The 21738-nt window shown below is 59.9% G+C and carries 11 protein-coding genes; 6 read left to right on the top strand and 5 right to left on the bottom strand.

Annotated features, from left to right (window positions below; translation table 11 throughout):
* Positions 1 to 65 precede the first annotated feature (65 nt).
* Positions 66 to 10556, bottom strand: a complete 10491-nt coding sequence (locus So717_RS12975) for a cadherin-like domain-containing protein (protein ID WP_159977906.1) — start codon at positions 10554 to 10556, stop codon at positions 66 to 68.
* Positions 10557 to 10977: 421 nt separating this feature from the next.
* On the opposite strand from So717_RS12975, the gene So717_RS12970 reads away from it, so the two are divergent.
* Complete coding sequence (locus So717_RS12970) at positions 10978 to 11466, top strand: twin-arginine translocation pathway signal (protein WP_159977904.1); 489 nt, start codon at positions 10978 to 10980, stop codon at positions 11464 to 11466.
* A 13-nt stretch (positions 11467 to 11479) separates the two neighbouring features.
* Entirely contained in the window at positions 11480 to 12109 is a 630-nt protein-coding gene (locus tag So717_RS12965) for a ferric reductase-like transmembrane domain-containing protein (protein ID WP_238840895.1), read from the top strand.
* Between the two features lie 121 nt (positions 12110 to 12230).
* On the opposite strand, the gene So717_RS12960 is transcribed toward So717_RS12965, so the two are convergent.
* Positions 12231 to 13193, bottom strand: coding sequence for an NADPH:quinone oxidoreductase family protein (locus So717_RS12960; RefSeq protein ID WP_159977902.1), 963 nt, complete (start codon positions 13191 to 13193; stop codon positions 12231 to 12233).
* A 154-nt stretch (positions 13194 to 13347) separates the two neighbouring features.
* Here So717_RS12960 and So717_RS12955 point away from each other — a divergent pair, with 154 nt between their 5' ends.
* Entirely contained in the window at positions 13348 to 14013 is a 666-nt protein-coding gene (locus So717_RS12955; RefSeq protein WP_159977900.1) for a DUF1045 domain-containing protein, read from the top strand.
* Between the two features lie 25 nt (positions 14014 to 14038).
* Here the strand turns inward: So717_RS12955 and So717_RS22295 are convergent, their stop codons facing one another.
* The 3 genes from So717_RS22295 to So717_RS12945 form a co-directional block, all read right to left on the bottom strand.
* The gene (locus So717_RS22295) at positions 14039 to 14245 is read right to left on the bottom strand and encodes a hypothetical protein (protein WP_238840893.1); all 207 of its coding nucleotides are present in this window, start codon (positions 14243 to 14245) and stop codon (positions 14039 to 14041) included.
* Positions 14246 to 14375: 130 nt separating this feature from the next.
* A complete protein-coding gene (locus So717_RS12950) occupies positions 14376 to 16538 on the bottom strand; it encodes an esterase-like activity of phytase family protein (RefSeq protein WP_159977898.1) in 2163 nt (720 codons plus the stop codon).
* 89 nt (positions 16539 to 16627) lie between these two features.
* Positions 16628 to 18220, bottom strand: a complete 1593-nt coding sequence (locus tag So717_RS12945) for a GMC family oxidoreductase (RefSeq protein WP_159977897.1) — start codon at positions 18218 to 18220, stop codon at positions 16628 to 16630.
* Between the two features lie 106 nt (positions 18221 to 18326).
* Here So717_RS12945 and So717_RS12940 point away from each other — a divergent pair, with 106 nt between their 5' ends.
* From So717_RS12940 to So717_RS12930, 3 genes are all read left to right on the top strand, one after another.
* Positions 18327 to 19556 (top strand): TRAP transporter substrate-binding protein, encoded by a 1230-nt coding sequence (locus So717_RS12940; protein WP_159977896.1) that lies wholly within the window; start codon positions 18327 to 18329, stop codon positions 19554 to 19556.
* 165 nt (positions 19557 to 19721) lie between these two features.
* Positions 19722 to 20372 (top strand): TRAP transporter small permease, encoded by a 651-nt coding sequence (locus tag So717_RS12935; protein WP_438810658.1) that lies wholly within the window; start codon positions 19722 to 19724, stop codon positions 20370 to 20372.
* On the top strand, positions 20372 to 21730 hold the full coding sequence (locus tag So717_RS12930; protein WP_159977894.1) for a TRAP transporter large permease: 1359 nt from the start codon (positions 20372 to 20374) through the stop codon (positions 21728 to 21730). Before So717_RS12935 ends, So717_RS12930 begins: the two co-directional genes overlap by 1 nt.
* Positions 21731 to 21738: the final 8 nt, after the last annotated feature.

Genomic DNA, 21738 nt, shown 5'->3' with positions numbered 1-21738 from the left:
CGCGCATGTGTCCTCGCGGTGAACCTCAACATGATAAATCCCACGTTAACCATTGTCACATCCTATCAGGCCAGATTGAACAGATTGTCGTCCTGATAGCCCTGCAGGATGATCATGTCTCCGTCCTCGCCGACGGTCAGATAGGTGGTGCCAGCAAAGACCGAGACGCCAGTGATCTCACCCCCGTTCAGCTCCAGCGTATCGTCCTCAAAGAAGTCGAGGATGTAGTCCGTCTCGACCACGCCATTGGACAATTCATCCGCAAATTCAAAGACATCCGCGCCGCCGCCACCAAAGGCAAAGTCAATGGGGCCACCCTTGGTCTGGATGATCTCATCCTCTGCGGTGCCGATCAGATAGTCGAAGCCGGAGGTGCCTTCGACCACTGGCAGGCCGGTCTCATCATCGCTCGGATCATTGGTGACCTCGACCGTGACAAGCTGGCTGTCGGTCTTGTCGCCGTCGGAAACAGTGACCTCGACTTGATAGGTATTGTCGCCGCCAACGTCGCCCGGTGCCTCGAAATCAGGCGCGGATTTGAAGCTGAGCCCGCCATCATCGGTGATGTCGAAGAGTGCCGAATCATCCCCGCCCGTGATCGAGAAGATCAGATCGGTGTCATCCACATCCGTGGCCGAGAGGTCCGCAACGTCGGTGGTGTTCTCGATGACCTGGAAGGGTCCTGCCGGGTCAAGCTCGGGTGCGTCGTTCACGCCGTTCACCGTGACCGTCGCCGTTGTTGGCGTGGCGTCACTGCCATCAAAGATGCTGTAGGTCACAGTCAACTCGACGCTCTCGCCCACGTTCAGATCCTCGAAATTGCCCGCAGGCGTGAGGTTGAGACTGTTGCCCACCACCGACGCGATGCCCGACAGATCCCGCCCGTCGCTGGCGATCACGGAGGCGCCAATGACACTCAACGCACCCCCATCCACGTCCAACGCACCCTCCAGCAGGTTCACGCTGAGCGCCCCGTCATCCTCGCTGACACTCGCCTCAACAACACCCGCAACAGGCGCGTCATTCACGCCGCGCACCCCGATGGTGACGGTGGCCGGGTCGCTGAGGAGCGCTTCATCGGTGTCTTCGATGACCGTGTAGGTCAGTTGCACCTCCGCTTCTGGATCTTGCGGCGCCGGGTTGTCAGGCAGGCCCTCGAAATCACCATCCGGGTTGAACACCACCGTGCCGTCACGTGACACGATCACGGTGCCGCCTTCCGGGACATCGGTTTCCACGTCGAAGGGGATCACGTTATCCGCGGAGTCGCGGACTTCATTGACCTCGATTGGATCGCCATCGGGGTCGTCATCGTTGCCCAGCAGATTGAACGTGACGGAGGTGTCCTCATCCGTCGCGGCTTCGTCATCCTCGGCCACTGGCGCGCGGTTCGGCTGTTCGCCCACATCGACGCTGACGGTCGCCGTATCGGTGCCGCCGTTGCCATCGCTTAGCACATAGCTGAACTGCGCCGTGCCGTTGAAGCCACTGGTCGGTGTGAAGACCACATCGCCATTGACCAACTGCACCGTCCCGCCTGAGATCGCTGTGACGCTCTGGATCGAGAGGGGTTGATCCACCTCCGGGTCGCCATCGTCGTCATTGGTGAGCAGCGTCGCAGGTTGGATGGTCAGCGGTGTGTTGAAGTCAGTCGAAAGACCCGTGTCATCATTGGCAATCGGGTCATCATTCACCGCGTCGATCACAAGACTGATCGTGCCCTCATTCGACACCGCACCCGAAGGGTCGGTTGCCGTGTAGGTGATGTCGAAGTCACCGTTCACATCCTCTGCAGGTGTGAAGATGAATTGCCCATCGTCAAAGACAATCGAACCAACCGCCGGGTCGATGTCAAACTCGATGTCGAGATCATCGCCTTCGGCATCGGTCACATTCGCCAGAACCGGGATCGCAATGGCCACGTCTTCATCGGTCGTGACCTCGAAGTCAGCCGCCACCGGTGCATCATTGATACCCCGCACCCCGATGGTCACGTCAGCCGAGTTGCTGACCAGCGCATCATCGGTGTCTTCCACAGCCGTGTAGCTGAGCTGCACCTCCGCTTCGGGAGCCTCGGGCGCCGGGTTATCACCCAAAGCCTCAAAGTCTCCATCCGGGTCGAAGACAACTGTGCCGTCACGCGAGACAATCACCGTGCCGCCTTCGGGCAGGTCAGTTTCCACATCGAAGGGGATCACGTTGTCCGCGGAGTCGCGCACCTCGTTCACCTCGATTGGGTCGCTGTCCGGGTCGCTGTCGTTGTCCAACAGATTGAAGGTAACACCGCTATCTTCGGTCGCCTCATCCGCATCGTCGACCGCAACTGGTGCGCGGTTGGGCTGTTCCCCCACATCGACGCTGACGGTTGCCGTGTCGGTGCCGCCGTTGCCGTCATCCAGATCATAGCTGAACTGCGCGGTGCCGGTGAAACCTGCGGCGGGGGTGAAGGTGATCACACCTGCAAGCAGACTGACCGTACCGCCGGAAATCGCGGTCACGGAGTCCACCGTGAGCGGCTGCACCACTTCGGGGTCGCCATCGTCGTCATTGGCGGTCAGTGCGCCCTGGTTGATGTCGAGCGCTGTTTCGAAACCGGTGGCAAAGCCTGTGTCATCATTTGCGGTCGGGTCATCATTGACCGGGTTCACCGTGATGGTCACCGTCGCCTGATCAGTGCCGCCATTGCCGTCGGAGACCTCATAGACAAAGCTGTCCTGCCCATTGAAATCGGCATTCGGCGTGTAGGTGAAGGCACCGGTTTCCTCATTCAGCTCCAGCACACCGTCCGACACATCCGCGATCAGGGTCACATCCAGATCATCGCCATCGTCGTCGGTGTCATTATCGAGCACATTGCCGCTGACCGCTTCGTCTTCGTCCGTCGTCGGCGTATCATTGACGGCAGCAGGTGGGGTATTGCTGCCATCATCATTCACGATGACGCCAATGCCCGAGACATCGCCCGCATCCGCGCCAACGATATTCTCCAGCGTGACATTGAAGGTCTCGGACAGTTCCGCCAGCGTGTCACCCTGGATCTCAACCTCGAAGGTGGTGGAGAGCTGCCCCGCTGAGATGGTCAGCGGAATGCCCGTGTTCAGCTGGGTGCCGGGCGCGAAGTCATTGGCGTCGGCATCCACTGGCGTGATCACCGCGTCGAAGGTCACATCGCTGATCGCGGCTTCGTTCAGAGAGATATTGAAGCTGAAGATGGTGGTGCCTGCGTCGCCCTCGCTGAGGGAGACGTTGCCGATGGAGATGGTGCGGTCTTCGACCACGTTGAGCACGTTGACGGTGAGCAGCGACGTCGTGGTCTCATCCCCGTCCGTAACGCTGACCTCGACTTCATAACTATTGTCGCCATCATCATCGCCCGGTGCTTCGAAGTCTGGTGGCGCGAGGAAGGTCAGGTTTCCGTTGCTGCTGTTGATATCGAAGAGTGCCGCATCGGCCCCGCCCGAGATGCTCCAGATCAGCGCGTCGCCGTCCACATCGCTGCCGCCGACAAAGCCCACTCCGGTGTTGTTCTCGAAGATATTGCGGGTCTGTGTGGCCTGGATGGTGGGAGCGTCGTTCTCACCGTTGATCGTGATATCCAGCCGTCCCTCATCCGTGCCGCCGTTTCCATCGGAGACAGTGTAGGTGATGAAGAGATCGCGGCTTTCGCCATCGTCGAGGAACTGGAAGGTTCCGGTCGGATCATAGCTCACATCGCCATTGGCGGAGATGTTGATCGTGCCGCCACCGGCAATTGAATCGTCGGTGCCCAGCAGGATGTTCACCCCGTTCTGATCCCGCGCATCGATGACAGTCAGCGGATCACCCTCTGGATCCGTATCGGCACCGGGGCCGGTGATCACATTGACCATGCCCACGGTGTCTTCATCCGTGACGATGGTATCATCCACCGCCGTCGGGAAGGTGGCCGGGTCGAAGAATTGCAGCCGCGTGATCTCGCCCGATACTTCGGACACGAAGGCGGAGTTTCCGTCGATCATTGCAAGGCCGGACAGGTTGTTCGGCACCGCGGCTGGCAGGCTGATCTCGTCCAATACCTCGAAGGTAGGGCTGAGACGCAGGATCGTTGTCTCCGGCGAGCCGACCACAAGAATATCGCCATTGGTTGGGTCAATATCCACGTCACCAAAGCTGGTGATGAACCCAAACTGGTTGAGGTCCAGCGTGCTCAGAATTGAGCCATCCGCCGGGTTGATCTCAATCAGATCATCGGTCGCGAAGTCCAGAAGGATCAGATTGCCAGTGAAGGGATTGAACGTCATGCCGATCCCGCGACCAGCTGGCAGGCCGGTCGCCACGCTGGCAATCACAGTCCCGTCAGACGGGTCAAGCGCGAAGACCTCTACGACGGTATCCGACCCGTTGCTGTAAAGCAGGCTGCCTGCTGGCACATTGGTGCCATTCAGCATGAAGGCCTGCGGCGCAACATCCAGATCGCCGTAAGACGAGATATTGGGGTTGGTGATCGCGCGCAGGAAGGTGCCATCCTCCGCATAGACGTTGATCACGGCATCATTTGCGCCATAGGCAAAGACTTCGCCAGCATCGCCATCATGCGCCAGACCCACAAGCTGCCCGGTGATCTCGGTTGGGTCAAAGGTGCTGAAGACGGTCGCAGGCGTGGTCGAGACATCGTCGTTTGTGATCGTGCTCTGCTGGGTCAGCACAGACGGGCCAAGCGGCAGGACAAGACCGGTGCCGCCGGTCAGAACGATTTCGAAGGTCTCGTTCTCTTCAAAGACGGTGTCACCCTGCACCTGAATTTCGATGGTGTCCCCGGTATCGCCCGGCTGGAAAGTCACCGTGCCGGTTGGGAACACGCCGCCCACGAAATCGTCAGCCTCGACCGTGGCGGTTGTGCCCACAGGGCGCACCTCAAAATCGATGCTGGTCGCGCCAGCGGCCGCTTCTGACAGGCTCACAAAGAAGCTGAAGGTCGTTCCGCCCGCATCTCCCTCGTTACGCGCGCTCTGAGCCCGGCTCAGGCTGACGAAAGGCGCGCCGGGATCGGTCAGGCTGAGCTTGAAGATGTCTCCGGGCGTCCTGACCACCCAGGCCTCACTGGGGCTGGCCACAGCGAGACCGCTGAGCGCATTCACGCCTGGCGGAAGCGATATGATGTCCAGCAAATCGCCTGTTGGCGTCATCCGCACAAGCTCATTGCGGCTGCTGCCGACAAAGATCAGATCACCAGTCGTCGGATCGGCCTCCACGTCGCCGAAATTGACAAGATTGCTTGGCAGGACATCGTTGAGATCGAATGTCGACAGGATCGCCCCAGTGGCCGGGTCGACTTCCGCAACTTCCTGATTGGTGAAGTTGATGGTGAAGAACGTGTCTGTCACCGGGTTGTATGTGCCACCGACGATCTGGCCAGCGGCAGGTAGATTCGTGTCGAGGGTTGCCAACACGGTGCCATCGGCAGGATCCAGCGCCAGAATATCGCCGCTTGTGCCGACAAAGGCCAGCAGGCTGCCTGCCGGAACCGCAACGCCGTCCATGGTCAGCGCTTCGGGTGCGATCTGAAGATCGAAAGAGGAGGATCCGCCCGTCACATTGAAGGTCCGCACGGTCAGGCCGGTGTCGGCATCGACCACGGTGATGACGTTCGAAGAGTTCAGCACAAAAAGCTCGTTGGCCGCCGCATCAAAGGCCAGCGCATTGCTGTTACTGCCGAGACCGGGCCGCAACAACATGGTCACACCAAGTTCCGATCCCGATACATCGTCGTTACTGATCGTACCGCTCGCCTCCGCCGTCAAGATATCGGCATTGGTGGGGTTGCTGAGCGTGACTTCGAAGATCTCGTCACTCTCGAAGGTGGTGTCACCCTGCACCTCAATCGTGATCGTTGCGGTGTCCTCGCCCGGGTTGAAGGTGACCGTGCCGGTTGGGAACACCCCTCCTGCAAAGTCCGACGCCTCCGCCGAATTGGCGAGGCCATTGCCCGAGACCGCAAAATCAACGCTGGACGTGCCACTGGTGTTGCCCACACGGTTGACCGTGAAGGTGAAGTTGGTTGTGCCCGCATCGCCTTCGTCAAGATCCGCGGTATCTGCGATGATAGAGATGGTGGGCGTGTCCACGACACCAATGACAACGTCCTGATCCGCAAAGCGCAGAATCTCAACATTTCGAACCGTATCGACGCCGTCATCGTTGAAGATGTTCCGGTTGTCCGTGATCGTTGTCACGGCCCCGACGGTCTCCACGGTGTAGTCCGCAAAATTGCCGGAGAGGATAAAAACGTCCGTGCCGTCGCCGCCATCGAAGTCATTGTCGAAGCGGCTTGAGGTGACCGTGTCATCCTCGGCGGATCCAATGACATTCTCGATGCCGAAAATAGTGTCCCCTGCGGCGAACCCGCCCGACACGCTCTGCGCTGCCAGATCGACGTTCACCCCAACGGTGGACGCCTGATAGGAGACCGTATCGACGCCGCTGTTGCCCCGGATGTCCTCAAGCGCGCTGCTGGCGATGAAGAGTTCATCCCCGTTGGACCCGTTCATGATCACTTCAGAGGTCGCGTCGAAGGTCGCCCCCGAGACATCGACGGTCGTGCTGCCCCCGGTCGTCAGCCCGGTGAAATTCACCGTCAGGCGTTCACCCGCCAAAAGCGTCAGCCCGCTGAAATCCGCGATTTGGCCATCGGCATTCGACAAGCTGAACGTGGAACCATTTGTCGCCGCAGCCCCGGTCAGCGAAATATCGCCCAGATTGGCCACCTGCGCGGCATCAATCGTGACCGTACCGTTGTTGGCGATCTCGGCGACCTCGATGCCCGCGAAGGTGGTGCCCGAGTAGGTGGACCCGATCAGCTCCAGCGTGTCGGTGCCCATACCACCGTCGACGGAGCCGTTCTGAAGGCTGGTGTTGAGGTCGATCAGGTCGTTGTCTGCACCACCATCGAGTTCGCTGGCCCCCTGACCGTCGTGTATGAGGGTATCGTTTCCGATACCTCCCTCCAGCGTGTTCTGACCGGTTCCGCCCCTGATAAAATCACCGCCGCCGTTGCCCACAAGGCTGTCATCGCCGCTGGAGCCGATCAGAACGTCGTCCGCAGCACTGCCCAGAGCAGTCAGGTTAGCCTGTGAATTGCCCTGAACCTCGATCTCGCCCGTCCCGTTGACCGTCGCGCCCGTGAGGTCAACCGTGGTGGAGGCAACCTGATTGACCAAGGTGATCAGCAGGCTTTCATCCGTCTGCAAGGTCAGGTTAGAGAAATCCGCCGTATTGCCGTCCAACGCATTCAGGGTGAAGAACCCGCGAATGGTGCTTGCGGTGTTGATAAGCGTGATATCACCCAGATTTGCGACTTGCGCCGCATCAACTTGGACCGAGCCGCTGTTGGAAAGCTGCGTCTGCTCAATGCCCGCAAAACTCGTGCCTGAGTAGTTCGACCCGATGATGTCAACCGTATCGTTGCCCGAGCCGCCGATGATGACGCCATTGATGAACTGGCCATTGAGATCAAAGAAGTCGTCGTTGGCACCCCCGTCCAGCAAACCGGTCGAGCTGCTGTTCACTTGCAGCGTATCGTTCCCGGTCCCGCCTTGCAGGGTGTTGTTACCGGAGCCGCTCACCAGGCTGTCATTGCCCGCATTGCCGACCAGGCTGTCATCGCCCGCGTTGCCCCGCAGCGTGTCATCACCGCTGCCGCTCAGGACGGTCATGTCGATATTGCCGGTGAAGGACCCGACATTGGCGCCGCTGCCTGCGCCAAAAGTGGCGAGGCTCAGGTCAACCGTCGCTTCGGAGCCTGGAGGTTGCGCAAGAAAGTCGATGTTGATCCGCTCCCCTGCATCCAGGGTCAGGCTGCTGAAATCAGCGGTCTGGCTTGCGGAGTCGTCCAGGCGAATGGTCGCACCAAAGGTGATTGCACTGAGCGTCAGATCAATCGCGCCAAGGTTCTCGACCTGATTGGCATCAATTGTGACGACACCACTGTTCTCGATAAAGGTCTGCTCGATGCCTGAGAAAGTTGTCCCGCTCAGGTTGACCCCAATCAGTTCGAGAGTATCCGTCCCGAGGCCGCCCACAACGGCGCTTCCCGTAAACGTGCTGTTGATATCGATGATGTCATCATCTTCACCGCCATCAGCCAGACCGGAGGAAGTGGTCAGAACAAGGCTGTCGTTGCCCAGCCCGCCGCGCAGGGTGTTGTTGCCGGTTCCACCGTCCAGGGTGTCGTTTCCGGCTCCGCCTTCCAGTGTGTCGTCGCCGTTGTTGCCGGTCAGCTCGTCATCGCCGCTGCCGCCGACGACGCTTTCATTCGAGTTGCTGCCATCGAAATCGATGAAGCTGTTGCCATTGAATGTGCCGCCCGAGAAATCGGCAGAAATGGTCACGCCCGTCGCCAGCGAGGTGCTGACGTTCAACTCCTCGTCGTTCAGTAGCGTGACGCCTGAGAAATCCGCCGCATCGCCGGACTGACCGAGCAGACGAATAGACCCACCGAAGGTGATCGCGCTGCTGGTCAGGCTGATCGCGCCAAGATTGGCAATCTGATCGGCATCGATGGACTGGATACCGCTGTTCGTAAGCTCCGTGTTCTCGATACCGGAGATTGTTGTGCCCGCCAGATTGGCACTGGCCAGCGCCAGGGTGTCATTGCCCGCCCCACCTTCGATGGTAGAGTTCTGTAGGGTTGAGGTGACTTCGATCCGGTCATTTTCAGCCCCGCCATCCAAGGACGAGCCACTGCCGTTGCTGTTCGCAATCAGCGTGTCGTTGCCACCCTGCCCGAGCAATTGGTTGGCCCCCGCACCGCCATTGAGAGAATCGTCCCCCAGACCACCGCGCAGCGTGTCATCGCCGTTGTTGCCGTTCATCTCGTCATCACCGGTGCCCCCGGTGATGTCGTCGTCGGCGTTGTTGCCGTCGTAGTCGATGAAGCTATCGCCGTTGAAGGTCGCGCCCGAGAAGTCAGCGATGATGGTCTGGCCGGTGCCAAAGTTATTATCGACGTCCAGCTCTTCGCCATCTTGTAGCGTGAGATTGGAGAAGTCAGCCATGTCGCCGGATTGGCCTTCCAGGCGGATGAAGCCGCCGAAGGTGACAGCAGCCCCGGTCAGCGAAATGGCACCCAGATTGGCGATCTGCTCTGCATCAATCCGCATCTGGCCATTGTTGGCCAGTTCGGTGTTCTCAATGCCGGAGATCGTTGTGCCGATCAGATTGGCGCTGACAAGGGACAGGGTATCATTGCCCGCGCCCCCTTCGATGGTGGCGTTGTTGAGGGTGGAGCTGACTTCGATGCGGTCGTCGTCCGCGCCACCGTCCAGAGAGGAGCCGTTGGCATTGCTTGAGGAGATCAGCGTGTCGTTGCCACCTTCTCCAAACAGCTGATTTGCACCGGCGCCACCATTGATAGAGTCGTCACCGAGACCACCGCGCAGGGTGTCATCCCCATTGTTGCCGTTGATTTCGTCATCACCGGTGCCGCCGGTGATATCGTCGTCGGCATTGTTGCCATCATAGTCGATGAAGCTATCGCCGTTGAAGGTGGCTCCAGAGAAGTCCGCGATGATGCTCTGGCCCGTGCCGAAGAAGTTGTCGACGTCCAGCTCTTCTCCATCCTGCAGTGTGAGGTTGGAGAAGTCCGCTGTATCGCCGTCGCTCCCTTCCAGCCGGATAAAGCCGCCATTGGTCACCGCAGCCCCGGTCAGTGAAATGGCGCCCAGATTGATGATTTGCTCCGCGTCGATCCGCATCTGGCCATTGTTAGCCAGCTCCGTATTCTCGATACCGGAGATCGTTGTGCCCGTCAGATTGGCGCTGACCAAGGACAGCGTATCGTTGCCCGTACCACCTTCGATGGTGGCATTGTTGAGGGTGGAGCTGACTTCGATGCGGTCGTTGTCCGCCCCACCGTCGAGGGAAGATCCGTTTGCAGTGGTGTTTGAAATCAGCGTATCGTTGCCGCCCTGCCCGAACAGTTGGTTGGCACCTGACCCACCGCTGAGGGAGTCGTCACCCAGACCACCGCGCAGGGTATCGTCGCCACCATTGCCATTGATCTGATCGTTGCCGCTGCCGCCGGTGACATCGTCGTTGGCATTGTTACCATCGTAGTCGATGAACGCGGACCCGGAGAAGCTGGCACCCGAGAAATCCGCCACGATCATCTGGCCTGTGCCAAAGAAATTGGAGACCGCGAGTTCCTGCCCGTCGGTCAAAACCAGACCGGAGAAATCCGCCACATCACCGTCATCGCCTTCAAGCCGGATCGACCCGAAGTTGGTGGCAGCACTGCCGGTCAGGGTCAGCACGCCGAGATTGGCAATCTGATCGGCTTCGATCCGATTCTGTCCAGTGTTGGTCAGCTCGGTGGCTTCGATGTTGGCGATGGTGACGTCTGTCAGGACGGAGGACGCCAGCTGGAGGATGTCATTGCCACCAAGGCCATCGATCAAGCCCGTCGTTGTGCCACCAAGTAAGAAACCTGAGCTGATGGTGATGACGTCGTCGTTTGCAGTCCCAATCAGATCCGTAACAAGCCCATTCACCACGCGGTCTGCGTTCGTTAAATTCGCCATATCAGCCCCCAAGCCAAATCATTAACGCCTAATAAAACGGCAAAATTCACCCGCCCCAAATCGGCGGACTCTTGCTGAAAGACTAAGAAATCTAACTTGGCCAATGCAACGAAAAATTTACGAAGTTGTTATGACGCTCGTGCGATACCATGCAAATATCTGATTTTTAATGTAAATTTATGAGGCAGGTTTCACCGTCCACCGAAACACGCAAACCGACCGCTTTGCGCCCTTGAACCCGAGCCAGAGCTGTCGCGCTGGATCACCACGCCTGCCCCGCAGCTTCAGGAAATTTTGATCGCCTATTGCAAGACGCCATTCCACCTATGGTTGGGATTTCACGCAAAACTCACTACCTTGATGGCAAGATGGCAAACCGCGCCACCGAGCAGTTGACAGACACCGAAGGGAGACGTTGCCAATGACCACATCTTCATTCCATCGGCGGCGCCTGCTTGCCGCCACAGGATCGGCCCTCGCACTTGGCGCGGCAGGCCTTCTGCGACCTGCATTTGCACAGACCGTTGCCGCCACCCCCTCGATGCGCGGCGGATCCAACAACTACCGCCCCGAGGCACCGATCATCGAACGGATCGGCGGTGGCGGGTTTTGGATGACGGGCACCGTCCGCCGCGCGGGAGACGGCGCGCCGCTGGCCAACCAGCGCATTCAGATCTGGGCACATACCACCGAAGGGCATGAGCGGGACGCCCGCAGCCATGGAGCCACTTTGACGGATGCGGATGGCATCTTCCGCCTCGAAATGCCCCAGATCGTCCCAGCATTCGGGCAGGCGCATGGACATCTGGCTTACGACAGCGGTGACTACGAGACGGTTTTCTTGCGGCCATTGATGGACAGCCCTTCTCAGACCAGTCTGGAGGCGCATTTCGTCCTCCAACCGGTCTAGCCGCTGGTAGGCCGTGGGCCGCACGCGCAGCATATTGATGTGGGTTGTCGTGGCACTTGTCTCGATTGTGCCTCTCGTCGCCGCTGCCAATAGCCCGCTGCTGGCCTGGCGCGATCCGATCTACATCCTCGCTGGCTTTGCCGGTGTCGCAGGCCTCGTGCTGCTCCTGCTGCAACCACTTTTGGCGGCGGGGCTTCTGCCCGGCTTGTCCAGGGCGCGGGCCCGACGGATGCACCGGGTCTTTGGGCTTTCGTTGATTGTCGCGATCCTCGTGCATGTGGCGGGCCTGTGGATCACAAGCCCACCCGATATGATCGACGCGCTGCTCTTGGCCTCCCCCACGCCCTTTTCTATCTGGGGCGTGCTGGCCATGTGGACGGCATTTGCCGCTCTCGCCCTGGCCGCGCTGCGCGGCAGGCTGCCTCTGCGCCCACGCCACTGGCGGTATCTTCACATGACGTTCGCCGCGCTCGTCGTGCTCGGCACGGTGCTACATGCGGTGCTGATCGACGGCACGATGGAAACTGCCTCGAAGAGTGCGCTTTGCACCGCCACATTGGTTGCTGCGCTCGCGGCTGTTTGGCGCATCAGATCACAATACGGCCACGCCGCCGCAAAACCCGCCGACAAAACGGTTCGCTAAGCCGATTGGACGGCGCCCCTAAAGCGTCATGCGAAAAACCTGGCTCACATGACGCTGCCTGAAATCATAGATCTCAACGCATTACGTGATATGCGACATTTCAGGTATTTCGTCAGACGCTCTAGTTAATGGACACCACAACTTTGCCGGTGGCCTTGCGGGCGCGCAGCAGATCAAGCGCCTCGTTTGCCTGTTCCAGCGGCAGCACGTGGCTCACATGCGGTTTGATCTTGCCTTGCACATACCACTCCGTCAGCACTTTGAAACTGTCGGTCAGCACCTTGGGGTTCACCCGTGTGTATCCGCCCCAGTAGAAGCCGATCACTGTGAGATTCTTCACCAGCAGATGGTTCGCCGGGATCTGCGGCACCTCCCCGCTGGCAAAACCGAGGGGTATGAGCCGCGCTTCCGGATTGCACGCCCGCAGCGCAGCCTTGAACTGATCCCCGCCAATTGGGTCATAGACCACATCCGCGCCACCCAACTCTTTGACCATGCTGCGGATGTCATCCGTATCGGAGTCGATCAGATGATCGGCCCCCATCGCGCGTGCGACGTCCAGCTTGGCCGCGCCACGCGCCACGGCAATGACCTCGGCGCCCATCAGCTTGCCCAGCTCAACCGCCGTCAGCCCGACACCGCCTGAGGCGCCCAAGACCAAGAGCCGCTCACCCGGTTGCAGATGCGCCTTGTAGTCAAGCGCCACGTGACTGGTGCCGTAGGTTATGAGGAAGGCGGCGGCGTCCTCCGCCGGCATCTTATCGGGGATCGGCACGCAGACCGCCGCCGGGATCGCCGCATAGTCCGCCAGCGCGCCAAAGCCGCAGTAAGCCGCCACGCGCTGGCCCCTGGCGAAATCTGTCACACCCTCCCCGACTGCCGTGATGGTGCCGCAGAGCTCCATCCCGATGGTCGCGGGCAGTTGCGGCTTTTCCTGATAGGTGCCCTTGATCACCAGCAGATCCCCGAAGTTCAGCCCACAGGTATGCACCTTGACCTGCACCTGCCCCAGCCCCGGCTCGGGCGTCGGCACCTCCCGCAGGCTCAGCGGTTGGCCCAGCTCGGTGACTTGCATTGCGCGCATGATCTGCCCTCTCAGTTTGCTTGCGCAGATCAGGCCAGAGCCTGCGGGGATGTGCAAGCTGAATGCGGGCCACTGTCGGGAGGATATGGCAGCCACCGTCATGCTCATGTTATCCCCGCCTGCGACTGAGCGGCCAAATGAGAGGTGTGTGCGCATGAACTACACGCGATACGGGGTCTATTTTACGCCAAAGCCCGGCGCCTTCGCGCTGGCGGGCGCCACCTGGCTGGGCTGGGATATCGCCACGGGCGCGCCGGTGGGTGAGCCCGACGACACGGTGACCAAACGACCGCGCAAATACGGCTTTCACGGGACCGTCAAACCACCGTTCCATTTGGCGGAGGGCAAAACGCCCGAAGGGCTGCACGCAGCGCTTGACGATTTGAGTGGGCAGCTGGCTCCCGTGGCCTTGGACGGCCTGACCCTGTCGCAGATTGGCAGCTTCCTCGCCCTGACCCCCACAGGCGATGTGCGGGACCTGGCCCGGCTGGCAGCCACGGTGGTCAAAACCCTCGACAGTTTCCGCGCGCCACCGACCGAAGCGGACCTGGCGCGCCGCCGTCAATCCAGGCTGACCCCGGAGCAAGAGGCAAACCTGACCCGCTGGGGCTATCCTTACGTGATGGAGGCGTTCAAATTCCACATGACACTGACCGGCCCGCTGCCACGCGAGATGACGGGCAAGGTGCTGGCCGATGCCAATGTGCATTTTGGGGATATCCCCCCGCGCCCCTTCGTGATCGACAGCCTGACGCTGGTGGGTGAGCGGCAAGACGGAATGTTTGAAGAATTGCAGCGCTACGCGCTGACAGCGGCCTAAAACCTCAGACCGCGCCGGTCAGCGGTCAAAGAAAACCGAGCCGGTGCAGCGCTTCTTCCGCTTCCCGGCGTTCTTTATGTGTGCCGAACAACATGTCGTTGTTCAGATGGCCGACCACCTTGCTCAAAGACCGGTCCTTCACACATTTGCGGACAAAAGCGGCGATATCGCCTTCCTCCAAATTCAGAACGTTTTTACGAAACGATGTTTCGGTTAGCGAGTCTTGCACCATGATGCCCCCAGGCCCCTGCGATTCCCTGCGTAAAGAGTACCGGAGCGATCACGGCTCTGTCATGTGCGGAATGAAAACGCTCCACAGGAAAATTGTGGAGCGTTCTCGGGTGCCCGGGGATTGGGCTGGTTTATTGTCCGACTTTACCGATGCTGAAGAACATGGTCTCGCCAGAATGGTCATCGACGCCGTCATTGTCGGTCGACACCCAGGCCGTGCCATCGGCGGTGATCGCCAGCCCTTCGACCTTGTCGAGTACATAGCCGCCGGTTGACGTCAGATCCGGGATGAGGTCACGCACCAGCGTCTTGCTGACGACCGGAAGCTCTTGCCCGAGCGCGGCGGGCGCCATCTCAGCCAGCGGCACCGCATAGATCTTCTTGGTCACGGCCTCCAACCCATGCTGGTTGTCGCGCTCCACGATGTAGACCTGATCGCCATGCACGGTCATCTCGCTCAGCCCGACCCAGCCTTTGTCTGCCGCAGCCTTGGGATAGAGCACAGCGCCCCATTCTTCGGTCTCCAGATTGTAGGCCACAAGTTTCACGTGGTCTTTCGGATCGTCCTTCCATTCCCGCTGCACCGGCATCCAGAGCGTGTCGCCCACCTTTGTGATGCCTTCAAAGCCAAAGCGTTTCTCCACCGCCATCAGCTCCGGCGGCAGGCCGATCTCATCCTCGATCTGTCCGTCGGCGCCCACATGATAGAGCGCATGCGGGATCACCCGGTCCGTGCGGCCTTCGGAGGCAACCCAGAAGCCACCTTCACCGTCGAGCGCAATGCCCTCCATGTCGATCTTCTGTGCAGGCAGCCCATTGCGGGTCACGTCGATGGCCTCGACGATCCGCGCGGGCGTGCTGGAGGGGTCAATCTTGAAGATGCGCGGCTGGTAGCCATAGAAGCTGTCAGACACAGCATAGATCATGCCGTCAGCATCCGCGACCATGCCGGAGATCGCGCCCCAGCCCGTGGGGCCTTCCATCCCGGCGGATGTCAGATGCGGGTAGGAGGCGAGGCCTTCGGCGTATTGATAAAGCATCACATGCGCGCGCGCCGCGCCATCTTCCAGACCGTCGAATTCATTGGCTGTCGCCAAAAGCCCCCGCTCGGGGATCGCCACGGCCCCTTCGGGCGAGATGCCCGAGGGCAGCAATTGTTTCAGCACCGGCGCCGTGGGATCACTCACATCATAGACCGCCACAACCGAGGCACGTTCCGCCATCACAAAGACATAAGGCGTGCCATCGAAGACGCCGAATTCCATGCCCTCGGGCTCAACACCCTTCGCGTCGGAGCGTTTGTCCGGGTAGTGGCCGATCTGCACGATGGCATGTTCCAGCGTCGCGCCGCTTTCCCAGACCAGCGTACCATCCTTGTGGAAGATGGTCATGCCGCGCGACCCGCCATCCATGTCGCCCTCATTGGCGATGGCGAAGTGATCATCATCGATCCATTGCACACCATCGGGTTCCCGAACACGACCCGGCTGACTTTGATCGAAGATCAGGGCGGCACGCTCGTCGATGGTGTCGATGCCTTCCAGATCGACACTCCCAGCGGAGAAATGTGAGACCAGCGTGCCATCTTTGGCGACAACGGCAATGTGGTTGTTTTCCTGCAAGGTCACGACGACCTCACCGAGGCCGTTGATGTCTACAAACTCAGGCTCTGGATCTTCGCCCGCCACATCGGCCAGACCGGTGAGGCTGGCGCGGCGCAGGGTGCCACAATCGAGCGTACCGTCCGCCACGTCGATCATGACGAGATCGCCCGCTGGCATCTGCGGCACACGCCCGTCGCCCAGATCCTCGTCGCGCTCGTTCTCAATGGCAATCGCGATGAAAGACCCATCCTTGGCGCGCGCGGTGCTGTCCGGCTGGCCGCCCAGATCGCAGGTCGCGGTGATGCTCATGTCTGACAGGTTCACCGCCTTCACGAAACCTGAAGGGTCGGTATAGCTCTCGGAGGTGTTCACACCAACAAAGGCGGTGGTGCCAATGATTGACACGGCTGTTGGCTCACCGTCGACGCCAAGGGTGCCTTTGGGCTTCGGGGCCGCGGGGTCGGTAATATCGACCACACCAATCACGCCTGCGGGGCTGTCGGTGTAGACCAGCGTCATGCCGTCCGCAGTTGCGTCGATGATCTCGGCCGAGGTCTCGTCAGGCGCTGCGCCCTCGAAATTGGACGTCACAGGGAAGGAGGCGATGCGGTTGAAATTCATCTCTGCAAAAGCAGGTGTCATCGCAGCAGTCGCCAGAAGCGTGCTGGTCAGCAGCAAGGATTTGGTCATTGAAGAGCTCCGTGGTCTTGAGATGCACGCAAAGGCGCAGGCTCAAGACACGGGCGTGTGACAGTTTTGTATCAGTTTTGTGAACTCTCTCAGGGCGCGAGGATCAGATCCGAGGCCTTCTCCCCGATCATGATCGCAGGCGCATTGGTGTTGCCCGACACAATCTCGGGCATGATCGAGCAATCCGCCACCCGCAGCCCCTGAATGCCATGAACCTTCAGCTCCGCATCGACCACCGCGTCTGTATCCGATCCCATCTTGCAGGTGCCCGTCGGGTGATAGATCGACGCGGTGTTGTTGCGCGCCCAGTCGAGCGTTGCCTCATAGTCATCCATATCAAGGCTCGCATGCGGGCGATATTCCTCGGAGATTTTCGAGGTCAGCGGCGCATGGCGCGCGATCTTGCGTGCGATGTTCACCCCGGCCACCACGGTCCGGCAATCGGTTTCGGTCGAGAGATAGTTGGGAATGATCTTAGGATACTCCCGCGGCTTTGCGGATTGCAGCCGGATCTCTCCCTTGCTTTCCGGGCGCAGCTGACAGACCGACATGGTGAAGGCGGAGAACTTGTCGGCCCCTTTGCCCGGGTTCTCTGCCGAAAGCGGCTGTACATGGAACTGAATATCCGGTGTTTCCATATCTTCGCGGGTTTTCAGAAAGCCAGTGGCCAGGCTCGCCGCCATCGTCATGGGCCCGGCGCGGAACATCAGGTATTTCAACCCGATCTTGGCCTGCCCAAAGAGACTGGAGACCTCGTCATTCAGCGTTGGCTCATTGCATTTATAGACGAGGCGCGCCTGCAGATGGTCCTGCATGTTCTTACCCACGCCTTTGAGGTCTTTCTTCACCTCAATACCGTGCTCGGACAGTTGCTCGCCCTCGCCGATACCGGACAGCATCAGCAGTTGCGGCGAGTTGATGGCCCCACCGCACAGCACAATCTCGCGCCGGGCGGTGATGGTTTGCAGCGTACCGCCACGATCCCGGTAACTGACGCCGGTGGCCCGGCCGTCGGAAATCTCGACCTTGTCCACTTGCGCATGGGTGATGATCTGCAGATTGGGCCGCTTCTTGACCGGATTGAGATACGCAACAGCAGAACTGCAGCGCCGCCCGTTGCGCGCCGTCAGTTGGAAAAAGCCGACGCCTTCCTGATCCGCGCCATTGTAATCCGGGTTGAATTTGTAGCCTGCCGCCTGCGCCGCCGCGACCCACGCATCTGTGATCGGGCGCTGGATGCGCATGTTGGAAACCGACAAAGGCCCTTGATCGCCATGGAAATCATCGGCCCCGCGCTCATTGTTCTCGGCACGCTTAAAGAGAGGTAAAACGTCGTCCCAGCCCCATCCGGTATTGCCCATTTGCCGCCAACGGTCATAGTCTTGTGGTTGACCGCGAACGTAGAGGAGGCCGTTCAAGGATGATGACCCACCCAGAACCTTGCCGCGTGGCCATTCAATTGAGCGTCCATTCAACCCGGGGTCCGGCTCGGTCTTGTAGCACCAGTCAACGGAAGGATTGTGTATGGTCTTAAAGTAGCCAACGGGAATGTGGATCCACGGATTCAGGTCACGCCCGCCCGCTTCCAACAGAATGACGGTGTTGGCTGGGTTGGCACTGAGACGGTTTGCAAGCACACAGCCTGCCGACCCCGCTCCGACGACGATGAAATCAGCTTCCACTTTGCCCTCCCTGGCCGCTACAAAAAAAGTCTATGCAAAAAGAATGAAACATACTAGTGTTTTTTGGGACTGCTAGTCTCAATAAATGACATTCAGGGAGGAAGTCATGAAAATCCAGAACAATATCAAACATCTGTCGCGCCGGGATTTATTTCGCGTCGCGGGCCGCTATGGTCTCAGCTCCACGCTGCTGGCTGCGGGCTCATTCGGCGGCGCGATGAGCCTGTCGAACCTGGCGCAAGCTGCTGAATCCACATATGAAAAGCGTTTCGCAAAAGATGCCAAGTTCACGTTGAAAATCGGCGCGGCCGGCTTCAACCCGCAAAACCTGCTTATCGAGCGCGCAGGCGTTCTGGAGTTCGCACGTGACCTTGAAAGCCGCACAGACGGAGAGATTCGTCTCGAATTCATCGGCAACAACCAGATCTGCAACCAGCTGAGCTGTGTTGAGAAGACCCAGCAGGGTATTGTGGACGTCTATGCCGCCTCCACCCAGAACTCTGCAGGCGGCGCGCCCTATCTGAACGTGCTCGACTACGCCTATATGTTCCGCACGCGCGCGGATCAGTACTACTTTATGTACAGCCCGGAATCGCAGCGCATCCTGCGCGAGCCGTTCGAGAAGCGCCACGGTCTGAAGTTCCTCTTCAGCCATGCCGAACTGCGTGGCATCCAGCTGGGTCTGGCCTGGCAGGATCGCGAGACCGTCACCAACATCGAAACCCTCAACGGCACCAAGAACCGCGTGACGGGCACGCAGCTGGGCCGGATCGCGATGCAGGCTCTGGGTCTGAACCCGGTGCCGATCGCCTGGGAAGAAACCCTCGACGGTCTGAAACAGGGCCTGATCGACGGTGCGGAAACATGGGCCTCCGCCGTGGCCTATGCCAACATGTCACCAGTGGTCAGCCAGTCGGTCGACCTGCGCTTCTTCTGCGGCACAGAGCACACCGCCATGTCGGCCTCTGTCTTCGACAGCCTCGGCGGCGAACTGCAGGATGCGGTGATGGAATCGGCCTACCTGTCTCAGGTGCATGTACAAGCGGCCAACGAAGCGGCGCTGGTCAACACCGTGGGTGCAACCGACCCGCAGCTGCCCGGCACGATCTTTGCCGAGAACAACGTGCGCATGGCGATGCTTTCGGATGCGGAGCGCAAGAAAGCCGAAGAAATGTGCTCGCCCGAGTTCCAGCCGCAGCTGTGGGAGCAGTGGCGCGAGCGGATCAACGGCTGGTCCGGTGGCATCGACACCTATCAGGACATCTACAACGAGGTTCGCAAGAACCCGCACACCCTGGCCGAAAACGTCGAGCCGCGTCGCTGGTGGAAAGCGTAACTCACGCACATCGTGCAAACAGCCGGTCCCTCATGCAGGGGCCGGCCATTTTGTCCGCATGAAGCCGGCCATCGCCGCCTAGGGCGTGCCCGGGCTTTTTCAGCAAAACGTTGAGCGCGGACCAAACCTTTTTGGGAGGAACAAGGTTTGTCTATTTTATCGGATATGGGGACGATCTTGTCGGCGCTTGCTTCGCAAGACAGCTTCGAGATCACCAATGCCCTACGCTCGGACGCCAAATGGTATCTCGGTGTCATCGCGCTTATCATCGGCGGCTACCTTGTTTCCATGATCTACCGCCACGTGCCATTCATCGAACGCCACCTTGAGCGGACGGTGATGGTCTATTCCTACCTCGCCATCGCCTTCATCATTTTCTGGGGTGTTGTGGACCGTTTTGTCTTCAACAACCAGCAGCCGTGGTCGACCACCATTCCGCCATTCCTCTTCATGGTCATGGCCTGGTTTGGCGCCTCCTATAACATCCGATTGCGGACGCACCTAAGCTTCTCAGAATTTCGCACCAAAATGCCAAGGGGGGGGCAGATCGCCTGTCTGTGGCTCGATTTCCTCCTCTGGTTCGGCTTTGCGCTGATCCTCTTTGTAACGACATGCCGTCTGACAGCGAACTCGGCGGCCAACTTCCAGATCGTTCTGGGCACAGACAACACCATGCAATGGTGGTTCCTGATCACCGCGCCCATCGCTGCCGTGCTGATGGCCGGGCGGGCGTTCCAGAACATCGCAGAAGACATGCGCAGATACCGGTCGGGCGAGCCTCTGATCGAACAAGCCGTTATCGGGGGGGATGCATAATGGCCGACGGTACACTCATCACACTGATTTCACTGGGGGTCACGGGCCTCTTCATGCTGGGCGTGCCGGTGCTGTTGGTCATCGCCTATTGGGTGATCGGCTGCTCCTTTGTGCTGGGCCTCACGCTTGACAACATGGGCGCAGAGCTCATGAACGTCTTCAACAAGGGCTTTGCCCTGCTGGCGATGCCGCTCTTCATCCTGACCGGGGATTTGATCAACAAATCCGGCATCGCACGACGATTGTCTGACTATGCCTACGCCTGCCTCGGCTGGCTCCGTGGTGGTCTGGCGATGGCATCGCTCGGTGCCTGCGGCCTTTTTGCGGCGATCTCAGGCTCTAACTCGGCCACCACGGCCACCATCGGCTCGATGCTGCACCCCGAAATGGTCAAGGGTGGCTATGACGAGCGCTTCTCAGCCGCCACAGCGGCTGCGGGCGGCACCGTCGGTATCATCATCCCGCCGTCGATCATCTTCATTGTCTACGGCTTCCTGATGAACCTGCCCATCTCGGACCTCTTCGTTGCGGGCATCATCCCCGGCGCGCTGATGGTCTTTGGCATGCAGTTCGCCTGCTGGGTGATCTGCCGCGCCAACGGCTGGGGCTACATCATTCCGCTGCAACTGAACCGCGTGCTGAAAACCGCATTCGGCGCCTGGCTCGGCTTCTTCGCCATCGGTTTGGTGCTCTGGGGCATCTACACCGGTAAGTTTTCCCCCACCGAAGCGGCGGGCGTGACCGTGGGCTTCTGTGTGATTGCAGGGTTGGTCAGCTGGGCGCTGAGCCATCTCTTCCGCATTAAGGAAGGCCGCACCTGGGAAGAGAAAAGCTACGCCGAGATGCTGCTGGTGGAAGGGTTCACCATCCCGCAGATCCCGGGCATCGTGGTTCGGTCTGCACAGATCACCGGCATTCTGGCGCCGCTGATCGCGATTTCGGTCGTGATGCAGCAGATCCTCTCGCTTCTGGGTGCGCAGCAGGTGATCGGAGATTTCGTGATCTCCATGGGCGGCTACTACGCCGTTCTGGCCACAGCGATGCTGATCGTGTTTGTCTCGGGCATGGTTTTGGAATCACTGCCGGTGACGATCATCCTCGCCCCAATCCTCGCACCCATCGCGGGATCAGTGGGTGTCGATCCGATCCACTTCTCGGTGATCTTCCTCGTCGGGGCCTCCATCGGTTTCATCACACCACCCTACGGTCTTAACCTTTATGTGGCCTCCGGGGTGACGGGTGTTCCCTATTTCCGGCTTCTGCGGTACTCCACAATGTATCTTGTGTCGCTCCTGGCAGTCTGGTTCCTCGTGGCCCTCGTCCCGGATCTGGCACTGATGCTGTTGCCAAACAGATAACGAGAGAG

This window comes from Roseobacter cerasinus (genome assembly GCF_009811755.1).
Taxonomy (GTDB): domain Bacteria; phylum Pseudomonadota; class Alphaproteobacteria; order Rhodobacterales; family Rhodobacteraceae; genus Roseobacter; species Roseobacter cerasinus.
The sequence above is the reverse complement of the archived record's forward strand: the minus strand, read 5'-3'. Positions and strand labels throughout refer to the sequence as shown.

Excerpts from the sequence above, each read along its gene's own strand:
- So717_RS12975 (WP_159977906.1), bottom strand. The coding sequence starts at position 10,556 with ATGGCGAATTTAACGAACGCAGACCGCGTGGTGAATGGGCTTGTTACG.
- So717_RS12970 (WP_159977904.1), top strand. The coding sequence starts at position 10,978 with ATGACCACATCTTCATTCCATCGGCGGCGCCTGCTTGCCGCCACAGGA.
- So717_RS12960 (WP_159977902.1), bottom strand. The coding sequence starts at position 13,193 with ATGCGCGCAATGCAAGTCACCGAGCTGGGCCAACCGCTGAGCCTGCGG.
- So717_RS12955 (WP_159977900.1), top strand. The coding sequence starts at position 13,348 with ATGAACTACACGCGATACGGGGTCTATTTTACGCCAAAGCCCGGCGCC.
- So717_RS22295 (WP_238840893.1), bottom strand. The coding sequence starts at position 14,245 with ATGGTGCAAGACTCGCTAACCGAAACATCGTTTCGTAAAAACGTTCTG.
- So717_RS12950 (WP_159977898.1), bottom strand. The coding sequence starts at position 16,538 with ATGACCAAATCCTTGCTGCTGACCAGCACGCTTCTGGCGACTGCTGCG.
- So717_RS12940 (WP_159977896.1), top strand. The coding sequence starts at position 18,327 with ATGAAAATCCAGAACAATATCAAACATCTGTCGCGCCGGGATTTATTT.
- So717_RS12935 (WP_438810658.1), top strand. The coding sequence starts at position 19,722 with ATGGGGACGATCTTGTCGGCGCTTGCTTCGCAAGACAGCTTCGAGATC.
- So717_RS12930 (WP_159977894.1), top strand. The coding sequence starts at position 20,372 with ATGGCCGACGGTACACTCATCACACTGATTTCACTGGGGGTCACGGGC.